The sequence below is a fragment of the Halocynthiibacter styelae genome, assembly GCF_016123485.1.
Taxonomy (GTDB): Bacteria; Pseudomonadota; Alphaproteobacteria; order Rhodobacterales; family Rhodobacteraceae; genus Halocynthiibacter; species Halocynthiibacter styelae.
Map to the genome: position 1 here is coordinate 12865 of NZ_JADCKQ010000003.1, position 13909 is coordinate 26773.

The window sequence follows — 13909 nt, forward strand, 5'->3', positions numbered from 1 at the left end:
GCGTTCACAAGCTTGCACACCATTAGAATCATAATCAGGCAGAATTTGCAGTTTTCGCGATTAAAACTGAACGGCTTTAAAAGCTTCGTTGATCCGACAGAACTTCTGATTCAGGAAGGGCTGACTGGTGTCGTGGGGCCAAATGGCTGTGGCAAATCCAATCTGCTGGAAGCTTTGCGCTGGGTCATGGGGGAAAACCGTCCGTCCGCCATGCGCGGCGGCGGTATGGAGGATGTGATCTTTGCCGGTGCATCCACCCGGCCCGCCCGCAACTTTGCCGAAGTTGTTCTGCACATTGATAACGGGGAACGTCTTGCCCCCGCCGGGTTCAACGATGAGGATACCCTGGAAGTCACCCGCCGGATTACGCGGGATGCGGGCAGTGCTTATAAAGCCAACACCAAAGATGTGCGGGCCCGCGATATTCAGATGTTGTTTGCGGATGCGTCGACCGGTTCGCATTCCCCGGCACTTGTGCGTCAGGGTCAGATTGCGCAACTGATCAACTCAAAACCCAAGGCGCGCCGTCGTATCCTTGAAGAAGCCGCCGGGATTTCCGGCCTGTATCAGCGCCGCCATGAGGCAGAGCTGAAACTGAAGGGTGCAGAAACCAACCTGACCCGCGTGGATGACGTGATTGATCAGCTTGCGGCGCAACTGTCAACGCTGGCCCGCCAGGCGCGTCAGGCCGAACGCTATCGCACCATCGGCACAGAACTGCGTAAGGCTGAGGGCATGCTTTTGTTCCGTCGCTGGAGAGAAGCAGATGAGGCCCGCCTGGTTGCGGATGAACAATTGCGCGAAGCCACGGTTCTGGCGTCAAAGGCGGAACTTCAGGTGCGTGAACAGGTGAAGGCGCGGGAAGTGGCAGAAGCCGCCCTGCCACCCCTGCGCGAAGAAGAAGCGATTGCAGCGGCGCTGTTGCAACGGCTGACCGTGCAGCGTGATACGTTGAACGACCAGGAAGCCTCTGCGCGGCAGATGATTGAACGGCTTGAGGGTCGGATTGAACAGCTGGCCCGGGATAAGGACCGTGAAAACGGGCTGAACCGGGATGCGGGCGAAACGGTTGAACGCCTGGAATGGGAACAAGATCAGATCGCAAAGGCCACGGAAGGCCATGAAGAAAAACTGTATATCGCGGAAGATCAAAGCCGCGAAGGTGCATCTATTTTGCAGGAACGCGAAGATGATCTTGCGCAACTGACCGAAGATGTGGCCCGGCTTGCCGCGCGTCACCAGTCTGCGCATCGTCTGTTGGAAGACACCCGCAAAACCCTGATGAAGAACGAAGCCGACGCGCAGCGCGCCCGTCAGGATGTGGCGCTGTCGACAGATGCAGAGGTTCAGGCGCGCGACGCTCTGGATGCCGCGATGGAAGCATCCGAGGCCGCGCGCGAAGCTGCGGAAGAGGCGGAAGTTGCGTTGGCGGAAGCTGACGAAGCGCGCGAGGTTGCTCAGGAACAGGAAGGTGATGCCCGCTCCGCACGATCTGAGGCTGAAGGCGAAGCCAATGCCCTGCGGGCCGAAGTTGCCGCACTGACGCGGCTTGTGGAACGGGATGCGTCTGAACATGGTCAATTGCTGGATGCGGTGAAGGTTGCAGATGGTTTTGAAGCTGCGCTGGGCGCGGCTTTGGCGGATGATCTGAAAGCACCTGAAATCACGGGTGATGATGCATCCGGCTGGGCGCAAATGCCGGGCTATGACACGGCGCAGGCTTTGCCTGATGGGGTTGTGCCGCTTGCGCCGCATGTCACCGTGCCCGCGGTGCTTAACCGTCGGATTGCCCAGGTGGGACTTGTGACCGCTGAAGACGGGCGACGCCTGCAATCTGCCCTTAAACCTGGTCAACGTCTGGTCAGTCGTGAAGGCGATCTCTGGCGTTGGGATGGGTTCCGTCTGGGCGCGGAAGATGCACCGTCCGCGGCGGCGATGCGTTTGCAGCAGCTCAACCGTCTGGCGGAACTGAAAGGCAACCTGGAAGAGGCCACTGCACGCGCGGAAAAAGCGGCGCAGGCCCATGAGGATCTGACACGCCTTCTGTCACAACGTGCGGAAGCTGACCGCGCCGCGCGAGAGGCGCGCAAAATGGCGGATCGGTCCATGGCGGATGCGACGCGGGCGATGTCTTTTGCCGAAGCAGAACTTTCGATTTCCAGTGGTAAGCTGGAAAGTCTGGGTCTGGCGGTGGCACGCTTTGAAGAAGAAGCCATGGCCGCGCGTCATGCCGTGCAGGAAGCTGAAGAACAGGTTGCCGGGTTGGGTGATCTGGATGCGGCGCGGGCCTCGGTTGAAGACGTGAAAATGACGGTAGAAGCCGCACGGATGACGATGATGTCAAAGCGGTCTGCCTATGATGAACTTCGCCGTGAAGGTGAAACCCGTCTGAAGCGCCGTCAGGAAATCACCAAGGAAATCTCCGGCTGGAAACACCGTCTGGCGACGGCTGAAAAGCAGTTGCATGAGATTGATGAACGCCGCGAAAAGGCCGAAGCAGAACTGGTTGAGGCTGTCGCCGCACCGGGTGAGCTGGCCGAGAAACGCGAAGAACTGACCGATGCGATTGAAGACGCGATGGAGCGCCGCGCAGAAGCCGGGGATCGTCTGGCCGAAGGCGAAACTGCCCTGCGCGAAGCAGCAGAATCCGAGCGCACATCTGAACGCACAGCATCTGAAGCCCGCGAAACCCGCGCCCGTGGCGAAGCCCGTGCCGAGGCCGCCCGCGAAGCGGTGCAGCACGCGCAGGAACGCATTGACGAAGATCTGGAATGCACACCTCAGGACCTGCTGGAAACGCTTGAAGTGGACCCGGATCAGATGCCGGGCATGGAAAACCTTGAAGCCGATGTAAACCGTCTGAAACGCCAGCGCGATTCCCTGGGGGCTGTGAACCTGCGCGCGGAAGAAGATAGCCGCGAAGTGCGTGAAGAACATGAAGCCCTGCTGACAGAAAAGACTGATCTGGAAGAGGCGATCAAAGCCCTGCGGTCCGGTATTGCCAGCCTGAACAAAGAGGGGCGCGAACGCCTGTTGGCGGCTTTTGATCAGGTGAATTCAAACTTCTCTGTGCTGTTCACCCATCTGTTTGGCGGTGGTGAGGCAAAACTTGTGCTGGTAGAAAGTGATGACCCGCTGGAAGCCGGACTTGAGATCATGTGTCAGCCGCCGGGCAAAAAACTGTCGACACTGTCGCTGCTGTCCGGTGGGGAACAGACCCTGACCGCCATGGCGCTGATCTTTGCGGTGTTCCTGGCGAACCCGGCGCCGATCTGTGTGCTGGACGAGGTCGACGCGCCGCTGGATGATGCGAACGTCACGCGATTCTGTGATCTGCTGGATGAAATGTGCCGCCGCACAAAAACCCGCTTTCTGATCATCACCCACCACGCGGTGACAATGGCGCGTATGGATCGTCTGTTTGGTGTGACTATGGCGGAACAGGGTGTCAGTCAGCTTGTGTCGGTCGATCTGAAGAAGGCCGAAAGCCTGGTTGCGTGATCAGGCCGGGGGCCAGCCCCCCAAGGCTCCGCCGGTTCACCAGCGAAACTGTCCCCCGGACAGTTTCCTGGAAGCTGGTTCACCCCGGAGTACTTTTGGCAAGATGAAGGGGCGGCGTTGCACCGCCCCGATCTTTTTAGAGGGCGTTGAGCAATTCAACTGTAGGCCAGGCATCCGCAGGCAGGCCAAGGCGGATCTGTTCGGCCTGCACCGCCGCGCGGGTTTTTGCGCCGAGGATGCCATCAACACCACCCACATCATGGCCGCGCGCCTGAAGCCTGCGTTGCAGGCTTTCCATCTGATTACCGGACAGCGCAGGTGTTGGATTGCCGGCGTTATAGCGTGCTGCACCTTCCAGGCGGTTGGCGAAATAGGCGGCGGTGGTCACATAGACAAAGCTTTTGTTCCACTCAAAATAGACGTGGAAGTTCGGATAGGCGAGAAAGGCCGGGCCGTTGCGCCCCATAGGCAGCAGAACGGATGCTTCCATATTGCCGCGGGCAAGGCCGCCTTCGCGTGCCCGAACGCCCATGCGTTCCCAGTCACGCACAGACGCCGTGTGGTTCAGGCCGGTGCGTGCCCAATCCAGATCAGAGGGCACAGAGATTTCCTGCAACCAGGGTTCACCCGCGCGCCAACCAAGGCTGCGCAGCATATTGGCACCGGACAGCAGTGCATCCGGGGCAGAGGTTTTCAGGCTGACCTGACCATCTCCGTCGCCATCAATGCCGTTGCGGATGATGTCTTCGGGCAGCATCTGCACCATGCCAATTTCACCGGCCCAGGCGCCCTGGGTGCGGGCGGGGTCAAAATTATCACGCTCATACAGTTTCAGGGCTGCGAACACCTGCGGACGGAAAAGTTCCGGACGGCGGCAGTCATGGGCGAGGGTCACAAGCGAATTCAGCGTGTTGAAGTCGCCCTGCACAGCGCCGAAATCGGTTTCAAAGGCCCAGAAGGCCAGCAGCACGCCGCGTGACACGCCAAATTCGCGTTCCATTCTGTCAAACACGGCGCTGTAACGTTCCGCATTGCGGCGACCATTGTTGATGCGGCCCTGGGAAATCAGACGCTGGGAGAAGTCGAGAAAGTCTTTCTGAAACACCCCTTGTGAGCGATCTGCATTCAGCGTGCGCTGATCCTGGCGGACGTTGGCAAAGAAGCGATCGACAGTGGCGCGATCATGACCTTTCTGCCGGGCTTCACGTTTCAGCCCGTTGACGAAATTGTTGAAACCGCCGCCGCAGCTTTGGGCCTGGGCGGTTGCGGTGGAAATCAGCAGGGCAGCGCCTGCAAGCAAAGTTGTAAAACGCATCACGTGCTCCTGAATGGTCGCAAAAAATATAGCCCCGGTGGGATGCCGGGGCTATGGAAGAATTTCGGGTCAGCCGATTGCGCAGATCATTGCCAGGGCAAAGGCAATGGCAACCACCACAACCCAGCTATGCCAGAGCGTATTGCAGGCAGCTTCGACTTCGCCCGGGCCGATGTCTTTGCGGCCATTTTCGTTCACCCAAGGGAAATCGCGCATTTCACCTTCATAGGAACGCGGGCCGGACAGGGCGACATTCAGGGCGCGGGCCATGGCGGCTTCGGGCCAGCCGGCGTTGGGGGAACGGTGTTTGATTGCATCATTACGGATGTCATTGAAAGACGTGCGGGTCTGGGTCGCGACCAGAATGATCAGCGCGGTCAGGCGCGCAGGGATCCAGTTCAGCACATCATCAAGACGCGCCGCCGCCCAGCCAAAAGCACTGTGGCGTGGGGTGCGATAGCCGATCATGGAATCTGCGGTGTTCACGACCTTATAGATCAGAAGGCCCGGCAGACCGCCGATGATGAACCAGAAAACCGGGGCCACCAGCCCGTCAGAGAAATTCTCAGCCGCGCTTTCAATGGCGGCGCGGGATACGCCTGCGCGGGACATATCTTTGGTATCACGTCCGACAATGCGGGACACCATGGTTGCACCATCGCGTGTGGACATGCGCAGCCCATCAGCCACGGCCTGCACATGTTGCACCAGCGAACGCTGCGCCAGCAGGAACGCCCCGATCAGCGCAGACCAGAACCAGCCCAACGGCAGATGGGTGATGATGCAGCCAAGGATGCCGGCCGTGACAACAAGGGTAATACAGACAAGGATGCCATTCACCTTACGGGTGCTATCTGGGTCGTCATCATCGTTAAAGCGCTGATCCAGCCAGCCAATGACACGGCCCATCGCCACCGCCGGATGCGGGATTTTGGACCAGAGCGACTTCGGATCACCAAGAACGGCGTCGAGCAAAAGGGCGAGTACAGGTATCATACCAGGTGTTCCATCTCAGCAATTGCGGTTTCCAGCTGCGCCCATTCATGGGGATGCCCGGGCAGGCCCAGCCGGATATATGTTTCGGAATAAGGGAATATCCGCGTCCAGATATGGTGTCGGGCCATGTGGTTTTGCAAGGCCTTCGCGTCAGCAACCTCATACAGGCGGAAAAGTGTCGTTCCGCGCGGGTTTTCTGCCCCGGCTGCGGTCATGATCGCGTCCAGGCGGTCCGTATCTGATGCCAGGCGCGCACGGGTTTCCTGGGCCCATGTCAGATCTTTCAACGCCTGTTCCCCGGCTTCCAGTGCCGGGCCGGATACAGACCATGGCCCCAGGATTTCGCGCAGGTGCGCAATCAGTTTCGGATCGCCAATCGCAAAACCTAGGCGCAATCCGGCAAGCCCCCAGAATTTGCCAAAGCTTTTCAGGACAATGGTGCCAGGGATTGCGGCGCGGGCGATATGGGTTTCATCCGGGCAGACATCACAGAAGCTTTCGTCAATCACGGTGAAGTCAGTGTTCAGTTCGTCAGTATGCCACAGCCGCCCATCAGGATTATTTGGGTGCACAACAACGCGCGTGTCAGCGTTGTCCTCAACCACCTGCCATGTGTGATTGCGGAAAGAGGCTGCATGTTCGTTATAGGTTGGGGTGGTGATCTGTACCGTATCGCCTTGCATCAGGGCAGGCAGGCGCGCAATTGCTGCAGAGGCACCGTGGCAGGGCAGAATATCGGCCCCATCTGGTACGTTCCAGAACTGGCGCGCGGCGTCACATAACAGGTTCACAGCCTGACGGTCAGGGAGACGTGTCCAGGCGTCGGACGTGAACACCGGCAGGGGCCAGGGGATCGGGTTAATGCCAGTGGAAAGATCCAGCCAGTCCTGGCGTGCACCTCCGAATTCGGCCATGGCAGCATCAAGCCCGCCGCCATGATCACGTTTTGACTGTTCCGTTTGAGTGGCGTGCATATCCTGGCCCTTTGACAAAGCAAATTTGAATCGCTTGCTGACTTTTAGCTTTAGCTTCGCCTGGAGAAAAGGTTGAGAGACGATTCGTTTCCGGTTTCATTTGCAAATTGCAAAAATCGTTATTTCAGAAAGATATAGGGCCGCATACAGGTGCCCACGGCAGGTCTCGATATTGTGACATCCTGTGTGCCAGCCCTCAGATCAGATATGGTATCTGCGCCAGCGCATCAACAAAATCAGGGCAAATGAGAGCAATATTGATCACCTGAATATCATTTGGGCCATTGAATTTTGGGTCGTATTTTAAGGTGTGAGCTGAATTGAGGAAATTTCCCAGGGAACGGAGCAGGTTTTTGCCGGAATATCAGGGGTTAAGAGAAAACAGTATTTTTCCTGGTGATTTTGATCTTTTGTCCAGGTGGCGAAGAATATCAGAAACGGTTAAAAATTTTGAACCCTTAGAGGTTGTTTTGGAGGAAAGTGTGCGTATTCTGATTGTCGAAGAAAAACTGGAGCTGGGTACGCTCTGGAAGCGGCATCTGGAACGCGCAGGTTGTGATGTGACACTGGCCACTGGCCAGGATGCAGCAACCGAAATACTGAACGCAGGAACATTCTCAGTCATCATCCTGGATCTGGTGCTTGAGCACGGCAGTGCACTTGCGCTTGCAGACTATGCCAGTTTCCGTCAACCGGATGCACAGGTGGTCTTCGTCACCAATACCTCCTTCTTTTCAGATGGCACCCTGTTTCAGCATATCCCCAATCTGCGCGCGGTGGTGCAGCGCGAAACACCACCGGCTGATCTGACGGAAATGGTGCGCTATTACGCCGAAAGCCCCTGATCCCGCCCGTGCGGTTCTGAATAGTTGATCTGCGGGTTCACCGGAATGATCCGGTGCGGGTTAATGGTTTCATGGCTGTAATGATAATGCCGCACGATATGCTGCATATTCACCGTTTCTGCGATGCCGGGCATTTGGAACAGCTCCCGTGTATAGGTCCATAGGTTCGTGAAGTCCGTCAGGCGATTCCGGTTGCATTTGAAATGCAGATGGTAGACCGGATCAAAGCGGATCAATGTGGTAAACAGACGCCAATCCGCTTCGGTCAGCTGATCCCCCAGAAGATAACGGTTTTCAGACAGGTGATCTTCCAGCCAGTCCAGGGCGTCAAACAGGGTGTGTACCGCGTCGTCATAGGCGTTCTGGCTGGTGGCAAAGCCGGACTTATAAACTCCGTTGTTCACATCTGAATAGATCCGCGTGTTGATGGTCTCGATGTTTCCACGAAGCTCCTCAGGCCAGAAATCCAGGGTGTTCCCGGTGATCCCGTCAAAAGCACTGTTGAACATGCGGATGATCTCGGAACTTTCATTGGAAACGATGCGGTTGGTTTCTTTGTCCCAGAGAACCGGCACAGTCACACGTGTCGTGACATCCGGGGTGTCGCGCAGATAGACGTCGCGCATAAAACGGTTCCCCATCAGCAGATCACCGGTTGCGCCCTGGTCATCGGTTTCAAATGTCCAGCCGTCCCCCAGCATATCCGGATGCACGACAGAGACATCAATATGATCTTCCAGCCCTTTCAGTTTGCGGAAAATCAGGGCGCGATGGGCCCAGGGGCAGGCGTGAGACACATAAAGATGATAACGCCCGCTTTCAGCCCTGAAACCACCTCGCCCGGTTGCTCCGGCATTGCCATCCGCAGTCACCCAGTTGCGAAACCCGGCCTCCTGGCGTTTGAATTTTCCGCCTTCAGAAGCTGTGTCATACCAGCTGTCCTGCCAGTTGCCGTTTACAAGCAATCCCATCCTGTTTCTCCGCATTGTGTTTCCAACAGTGAATGTAACGCAGCTGTGGCTTAAACCCATCGCAGATCCGCGCGCAGGATCTGTGCGTCTGGTATCAGAAGAAGATCAGGCGGGCTGGCTGCTTTCTTGTCAGGGGGATATGGTGGTAATGCACCTTAAGATTGTGTTTTTGCTGCCGCAAAGCTGGCACCATACAAAAGGTTAACTTGATTTTCACCGTGACCACGCGATGATGGGGGTGGGTGATGAAAAGGTTGAACATGTCTACATATATTTCTCCGGAAGTGCAGGAAGGTCTGGATCAGGCCCGCCTGAAAGCTGAAAAACGCAGCAGCCGTCTGCGGGTCCAGGTGGATGACCGGATGTTTCCGGTGCTGAAACTCTGGGATACAGGGTTTTCTCTGGATGCGGCGGATGCACCAAACCTGCGTGGCCTGGTGGATCTTTATGATGGGTCACGTCATCTGTATCAGTGTCTGATCGTGGCATCAGAAGAAGAATTCGGCCGGATGAATTACGACTTTAAGCGCAGCACCCCGGTTCTGGATCAGGCACCGCTGGATTTTGTGCGTGACGAAGATGCACCGATTGCGCTTCTGGGATCGTCCTAAGGCCGGATTTCAACTGTGGTGCCCATTGGGGTGATGCGCCACAGTTCTTCGATCTCGGTATCTGAAACCGCGATACAACCCGCCGTCCAGTCCCAGGGAATTGTGGGGTTGCCGGAACGCGCGTTTGGCTGCCCATGAATGAAGATGTCGCCGCCAGGTGATACGCCTTCCGCTGAGGCCCGGGCACGATCTTCAGCCTGCGGGTAATCAATGCCCAAAGACAGATGATAAGCACTTTGCGGATTACGCCGGTCGATGGTGAACAGACCTTCCGGCGTCTTGCCATCCCCTTCCTGAAACTTATCCCCGGCGGGTTCAAACCCAAGTGCGATAGTATAGGTCCGCAAGGCTGCCCCGTCGCGAAACACGGTCAGGCGGCGTTCGGACTTCTCAATCAGGATGTGGTCTATCTGCCCGGTCAGTGGTTCCAGGGGCAGCGGGGCTGGCGCGAGATAAAGCTGCCAGTAAATCGCCCCGGCGAGAATCGCGCAGATCGCAATAATCGCCAGGGCAAGGTTTCTTAAGAAGCGTTTCACTGCAGGTCGCTGAAGGCGTCTTTCAGGCGTTTCACAGCCTCAATGATATTGGCGCGCGGGGTTGCGAAATTGAACCGCAGGTACTGTTCACCGCCCTTGCCAAAAGTGATCCCGTGGTTCGCGGCAATCCTTGCATCTTTCTGGACACGTTCAATATATTCCGCAGGCTCCATTCCCGTGCCGGAAAAATCAGCCCAGGATAGATAGGTCGCTTCCATCGGCATGGATTTCACGCCAGGAATGGAGTTCAGCCCTTCATCCAGGATGCGGCGGTTTTCATCAAGATACGCGATCAGTGCATCAAGCCAGGCCGCGCCTTCTTCGGAATATGCGGCCTCGGCCATGAACAGACCAAAGGAGTTCGGGGAAATCCCCATCGCGGCCATCCGCGCAGCAAACCGTTTGCGCAGGGCTTCGTCGTGGATGATCACATTGCCGGAATGGCTGCCCGCGATGTTGAAAGTCTTTGTGGTGGCGGTCATCATCACTAGGCGATCCGTCACGCTGTCATCGACATTTGCCATCGGAATATGGGTTGCGCCCGGGAAGACCAGATCATGGTGAATTTCATCAGACACCAGGATCAGATCGTGACGTTTCGCAAAATCAACCACGCCCTGAAGTTCGTCCTGTGACCAGACGCGCCCGCCCGGGTTATGCGGGGAGCAGAACACCAGCATGGTTTCATCGCCGGTCATCATCGCATCATAAGCCGCGAAATCGAGCTTATATTTGCCAGCCTCAACAACCAGCGGGCATTCAACCACTTCGCGTTCCGCCGCTTCGATCACACGGGCAAAGGCGTGGTAAACCGGGGTGAATAAGACGATTTTATCGCCAGGTTTTGTGAATGCATCGACACACATGGCGGTGCCGTTCACAAGCCCGTGGGTCGTGAAGATCTCTTCCGGCGCAACCTCCCAGTTATGGCGGGTTTTCATCCAGTTGCAGATCGCCGCGCGATAATCACCTTCATCGCCGTAATATCCATAAACGCCATAATCCGCCATTTTCGCCAGCGCATCCTGCACAGATTGCGGCGGGCGGAAGTCCATATCAGCCACCCACATGGCGATACCTTCATCATTTGGCACGCCGTAAACGGCATCCATCGCGTCCCATTTTACAGAATGGGTGCCGCGGCGTTCAATCATCTCGTCGAAATTCATGATCTTTCCTTCTTCGGTTGCGGTGAAGTTACAGGCTTTATTCACAGGTGCAAGAGGCGTTGCACGCGCGGTCAGGATCGCCTAAATCATGCCCATGACACTACGCCCGATCCTGATCCATCCCGACCCGCGCCTGAAAAAGGCCTGTGCCCCGGTTGAAACCATCACAGATGAGCTGCGCAAGCTTTCTGATGATATGCTTGAAACCATGTATGACGCGCCGGGCATTGGCCTGGCCGCGCCGCAGATTGGTATTCTGCAGCGCCTGATCGTGCTGGACTGCGAGAAAGAAGGCGATTCAACGCCTGATCCCATCGTGATGTTTAATCCGGAAGTTATTCAGGCCGGTGATGATCTCAGCGTTTATGAAGAAGGCTGCCTGTCGATCCCGGATCAATTCGCCGAAGTCACCCGCCCGGCCGAAGTCGCTGTGCGCTGGACTGATCGTGACGGCGCAGTGCGTGAAGCTGAATTTGACGGGCTTTGGGCAACGTGTGTGCAGCATGAAATTGATCACCTGGATGGCAAGCTGTTCATTGATTATCTGAAGCCGCTGAAACGTCAGATGATCACCCGTAAGATGCAGAAACTAAAGCGTGAACTGGCGCGGGGGTAAGCGCCATGATCCGCAAAATTATCCTGCACCCTGATCCGGTTCTGCGTCAGATTTGCGAACCAGTCACGCGGTTTGATGAGATGCTGGATACGCTGATCGCGGATATGTTTGAAACCATGTATGATGCGCCCGGTCGCGGTCTTGCTGCGCCGCAGGTGGGTATTCCGCTGCGCCTGTTTGTGATGGATACCACTTGGAAAGAGGGCACTCGCAGCCCGCAGGTTCTGGTGAATCCGGAAGTGATCGGTGCGTCTGAGGCGACACAAACGCTTGACGAAGGTTGCCTGTCTATCCCCGGTATTCTGACGCCGGTGACCCGCCCTGCTGTGGTAAGGATGCGCTGGCAGGATCAGACAGGGCAGGTGGTGGAGGGCGAATTCGCCGGTTTCGCCAGTGCCTGTACACAACACGAACTGGACCACCTGAACGGGGTGCTGTCCATTGATTATCAGGAGAAACCCCATGCAGGGTAAACCGCGCGCTTATGTGAAATATCCCGACAAACGCCTGCGCACAGCTGCGGCGGATGTGACTGAAATCACCGATGAAACCCGTCAGATCTGGGCGGATATGGTTGAAACCATGGATGCGATGCCGGGCGTTGGTCTGGCAGCAGTGCAGATTGGTGTGATGCAGCGTCTTGCCGTTGTGGATGCTTCGGACGAGCGTGGCAAAGCGGTGCTGATGGCAAATCCGAAGGTGCTGCATGCGTCCGGGCAGTTACGTGAACATGAAGAAGCCAGCCCAAACCTGCCCGGTGTCTCTGCTGTGATCAGCCGCCCGCGTGCTGTGACGGTTGAATTCATGAACGTGGATGGTGAGATTGAAGAACGTGACTTTGTCGGGATCTGGGCGACCTCTGTGCAGCATCAGATCGACCACCTGGCAGGCAAGATGTATCTTGATCACCTGAAGCCAGTGAAACGCCAGATGCTGATTAAAAAGGCGCAGAAACTGATGAAAGCCGGGGGCGTCTGATGCGTGTTATCTTTATGGGGTCACCGGATTTTTCCGTTTCAGCCCTGGATGCGCTGATAGATGCGGGCCATGAAATCGCCTGCGTTTATTGTCAGCCCCCACGCCCGGCCGGACGCGGCAAAAAAGACCGGCCAACTGCGGTTCAGGCCCGTGCGGAAGAACTGGGTCTGTTGGTACGCCATCCATTGAACTTTAAAGATCCCGCCGATGTCGCGGCCTTTGCGGAACTGAAGGCAGATATCGCGGTTGTTGTGGCTTATGGCCTGATCCTGCCGCAGTCCATTCTGGACGCCCCTTCAAAGGGTTGTTTGAATATTCATGCCTCTCTGTTGCCACGCTGGCGCGGTGCTGCGCCGATCCATCGCGCGATTATGGCGGGGGATGAAAAATCCGGTGTCTGCATCATGCAGATGGATGCGGGGCTTGATACGGGTGACGTGCTGCTGCGCGATGAACTGGTGATTGGTGCCACAGAAACAACTGCTGATCTGCATGATCGCCTGGCCGTGATGGGGGCAGGGATGATCGTGCAATCCCTTGAAAAATATGACGATCTTTCGCCTGCGCCGCAGCTGGAAGAGGGCGTGAATTACGCCCATAAGATTGACAAGGCTGAAGCGCAGATTGACTGGTCGCGCCCGGCGGTTGAAATTGATCGTCAGATCCGTGGGCTTTCGCCTTTTCCAGGGGCCTGGTGTATGTTGGGCAAGGACCGCCTGAAATTGTTGGGGTCTGAACTTGCCGAAGGTGCAGGTGCGGCGGGCGAAGTCCTGGATGATCAATTGCTTATCGCTTGTGGCGAAGGGGCGGTGCGCCTTACGCGCTTGCAACGTGCGGGCAAAGGTGCGCAGGATGCAGAGGTGTTTCAGCGTGGCAAGCCGATTGAAAAAGGCACTGTTTTGTAAAGGAAAAATACATGCTTCTGGTCTTGATGGGAACAGTCGTGGTTGCAGGGATTATAGGCTATGCCTCTGAAAAATCAGAGTTTACGCATAATGGTTATCTGTCGTCGATCATCATCTGCGTTGGCGGTGCTTTTCTGTTCTATTTTGTCAGTCTTATGTTTGGAATTGGCTTTGCCTCACCAGGGGTGAATGCCATTGTCTCATCGGTCGGGGCGTTGCTTATCGTACCCTTCCACTGGAGGAAGTAATGGGAATCATTATCTTTTTGCTGATCATCGGGGCAGGGGCCGGGTTCATTGCGACCCGTGTGATGGACCTTGAAACCGATGTCGTCACCACCGTTGCAATCGGTGTGCTGGGGGCAATTATTGGTGGCCTGATTTTGCGTTTTGTTGCAACGGTCATCGGCTGGCTGGGCGGATTTGTCGGTGCGGTTCTGGGGGCTGTTCTTCTGATCTGGCTTTACCAGAAATACGGCCCGAAACGCTAAAC

The 13909-nt window shown here is 56.6% G+C and carries 16 protein-coding genes; 9 read left to right on the forward strand and 7 right to left on the reverse strand.

The annotated features are described in order from the left end of the window. Positions 1 to 45 precede the first annotated feature (45 nt). Positions 46 to 3501 carry a chromosome segregation protein SMC gene (smc, locus tag H1D41_RS04470; protein WP_228847792.1) on the forward strand — a complete coding sequence of 1152 codons (3456 nt, stop codon included), beginning with the start codon at positions 46 to 48 and terminating at the stop codon, positions 3499 to 3501. 136 nt (positions 3502 to 3637) lie between these two features. On the opposite strand, the gene H1D41_RS04475 is transcribed toward smc, so the two are convergent. The 3 genes from H1D41_RS04475 to H1D41_RS04485 form a co-directional block, all read right to left on the reverse strand. Continuing rightward, complete coding sequence (locus tag H1D41_RS04475) at positions 3638 to 4816, reverse strand: lytic murein transglycosylase (protein WP_228847793.1); 1179 nt, start codon at positions 4814 to 4816, stop codon at positions 3638 to 3640. A gap of 69 nt (positions 4817 to 4885) precedes the next feature. Further along, entirely contained in the window at positions 4886 to 5812 is a 927-nt protein-coding gene (gene cbiB / locus H1D41_RS04480) for an adenosylcobinamide-phosphate synthase CbiB (RefSeq protein ID WP_228847794.1), read from the reverse strand. Next, on the reverse strand, positions 5809 to 6786 hold the full coding sequence (locus tag H1D41_RS04485; protein WP_228847795.1) for a threonine-phosphate decarboxylase: 978 nt from the start codon (positions 6784 to 6786) through the stop codon (positions 5809 to 5811). Before H1D41_RS04485 ends, cbiB begins: the two co-directional genes overlap by 4 nt. 482 nt (positions 6787 to 7268) lie before the next feature. Between H1D41_RS04485 and H1D41_RS04490 the strand changes: the two genes are divergently transcribed. Further along, a complete protein-coding gene (locus H1D41_RS04490; protein ID WP_228847796.1) occupies positions 7269 to 7631 on the forward strand; it encodes a response regulator in 363 nt (120 codons plus the stop codon). On the opposite strand, the gene H1D41_RS04495 is transcribed toward H1D41_RS04490, so the two are convergent. Next, positions 7613 to 8602 (reverse strand): glutathione S-transferase family protein, encoded by a 990-nt coding sequence (locus tag H1D41_RS04495; protein WP_228847797.1) that lies wholly within the window; start codon positions 8600 to 8602, stop codon positions 7613 to 7615. The genes H1D41_RS04490 and H1D41_RS04495 overlap by 19 nt on opposite strands. A gap of 94 nt (positions 8603 to 8696) precedes the next feature. Further along, entirely contained in the window at positions 8697 to 8864 is a 168-nt protein-coding gene (locus tag H1D41_RS04500; protein ID WP_228847798.1) for a hypothetical protein, read from the reverse strand. Here H1D41_RS04500 and H1D41_RS04505 point away from each other — a divergent pair. Then, entirely contained in the window at positions 8863 to 9213 is a 351-nt protein-coding gene (locus H1D41_RS04505; RefSeq protein ID WP_228847799.1) for a hypothetical protein, read from the forward strand. The two genes, H1D41_RS04500 and H1D41_RS04505, sit on opposite strands and share 2 nt — an antisense overlap. On the opposite strand, the gene H1D41_RS04510 is transcribed toward H1D41_RS04505, so the two are convergent. After that, positions 9210 to 9749 carry a L,D-transpeptidase family protein gene (locus tag H1D41_RS04510; protein WP_228847800.1) on the reverse strand — a complete coding sequence of 180 codons (540 nt, stop codon included), beginning with the start codon at positions 9747 to 9749 and terminating at the stop codon, positions 9210 to 9212. The genes H1D41_RS04505 and H1D41_RS04510 overlap by 4 nt on opposite strands. Then, positions 9746 to 10918, reverse strand: a complete 1173-nt coding sequence (locus tag H1D41_RS04515; protein WP_228847801.1) for a MalY/PatB family protein — start codon at positions 10916 to 10918, stop codon at positions 9746 to 9748. The genes H1D41_RS04510 and H1D41_RS04515 overlap by 4 nt, the downstream gene beginning before the upstream one ends. Positions 10919 to 11012: 94 nt before the next feature. Between H1D41_RS04515 and def (H1D41_RS04520) the strand changes: the two genes are divergently transcribed. From def (H1D41_RS04520) to H1D41_RS04545, 6 genes are read left to right on the forward strand one after another with little or no spacing between them, the layout of a single operon-like run. Continuing rightward, positions 11013 to 11534, forward strand: a complete 522-nt coding sequence (gene def, locus H1D41_RS04520; RefSeq protein WP_228848071.1) for a peptide deformylase — start codon at positions 11013 to 11015, stop codon at positions 11532 to 11534. Positions 11535 to 11539: 5 nt separating this feature from the next. Next, positions 11540 to 12007 carry a peptide deformylase gene (def, locus tag H1D41_RS04525; RefSeq protein WP_228847802.1) on the forward strand — a complete coding sequence of 156 codons (468 nt, stop codon included), beginning with the start codon at positions 11540 to 11542 and terminating at the stop codon, positions 12005 to 12007. Beyond that, positions 11997 to 12512, forward strand: a complete 516-nt coding sequence (def, locus tag H1D41_RS04530) for a peptide deformylase (RefSeq protein WP_228847803.1) — start codon at positions 11997 to 11999, stop codon at positions 12510 to 12512. The genes def (H1D41_RS04525) and def (H1D41_RS04530) overlap by 11 nt, the downstream gene beginning before the upstream one ends. After that, positions 12512 to 13417, forward strand: coding sequence for a methionyl-tRNA formyltransferase (gene fmt, locus H1D41_RS04535; RefSeq protein WP_228847804.1), 906 nt, complete (start codon positions 12512 to 12514; stop codon positions 13415 to 13417). The genes def (H1D41_RS04530) and fmt overlap by 1 nt, the downstream gene beginning before the upstream one ends. Before the next feature lie 11 nt (positions 13418 to 13428). Further along, positions 13429 to 13665, forward strand: coding sequence for a hypothetical protein (locus H1D41_RS04540; protein ID WP_228847805.1), 237 nt, complete (start codon positions 13429 to 13431; stop codon positions 13663 to 13665). Beyond that, complete coding sequence (locus H1D41_RS04545) at positions 13665 to 13907, forward strand: GlsB/YeaQ/YmgE family stress response membrane protein (protein WP_107497351.1); 243 nt, start codon at positions 13665 to 13667, stop codon at positions 13905 to 13907. The genes H1D41_RS04540 and H1D41_RS04545 overlap by 1 nt, the downstream gene beginning before the upstream one ends. Positions 13908 to 13909: the final 2 nt, after the last annotated feature.

Excerpts from the sequence above, each read along its gene's own strand:
- cbiB (WP_228847794.1), bottom strand. The coding sequence starts at position 5,812 with ATGATACCTGTACTCGCCCTTTTGCTCGACGCCGTTCTTGGTGATCCG.
- H1D41_RS04485 (WP_228847795.1), bottom strand. The coding sequence starts at position 6,786 with ATGCACGCCACTCAAACGGAACAGTCAAAACGTGATCATGGCGGCGGG.
- H1D41_RS04515 (WP_228847801.1), bottom strand. The coding sequence starts at position 10,918 with ATGAATTTCGACGAGATGATTGAACGCCGCGGCACCCATTCTGTAAAA.
- H1D41_RS04475 (WP_228847793.1), bottom strand. The coding sequence starts at position 4,816 with ATGCGTTTTACAACTTTGCTTGCAGGCGCTGCCCTGCTGATTTCCACC.
- def (WP_228848071.1), top strand. The coding sequence starts at position 11,013 with ATGACACTACGCCCGATCCTGATCCATCCCGACCCGCGCCTGAAAAAG.
- fmt (WP_228847804.1), top strand. The coding sequence starts at position 12,512 with ATGCGTGTTATCTTTATGGGGTCACCGGATTTTTCCGTTTCAGCCCTG.
- H1D41_RS04505 (WP_228847799.1), top strand. The coding sequence starts at position 8,863 with ATGTCTACATATATTTCTCCGGAAGTGCAGGAAGGTCTGGATCAGGCC.
- H1D41_RS04495 (WP_228847797.1), bottom strand. The coding sequence starts at position 8,602 with ATGGGATTGCTTGTAAACGGCAACTGGCAGGACAGCTGGTATGACACA.
- def (WP_228847803.1), top strand. The coding sequence starts at position 11,997 with ATGCAGGGTAAACCGCGCGCTTATGTGAAATATCCCGACAAACGCCTG.
- H1D41_RS04545 (WP_107497351.1), top strand. The coding sequence starts at position 13,665 with ATGGGAATCATTATCTTTTTGCTGATCATCGGGGCAGGGGCCGGGTTC.
- H1D41_RS04540 (WP_228847805.1), top strand. The coding sequence starts at position 13,429 with ATGCTTCTGGTCTTGATGGGAACAGTCGTGGTTGCAGGGATTATAGGC.
- def (WP_228847802.1), top strand. The coding sequence starts at position 11,540 with ATGATCCGCAAAATTATCCTGCACCCTGATCCGGTTCTGCGTCAGATT.
- H1D41_RS04500 (WP_228847798.1), bottom strand. The coding sequence starts at position 8,864 with ATGTTCAACCTTTTCATCACCCACCCCCATCATCGCGTGGTCACGGTG.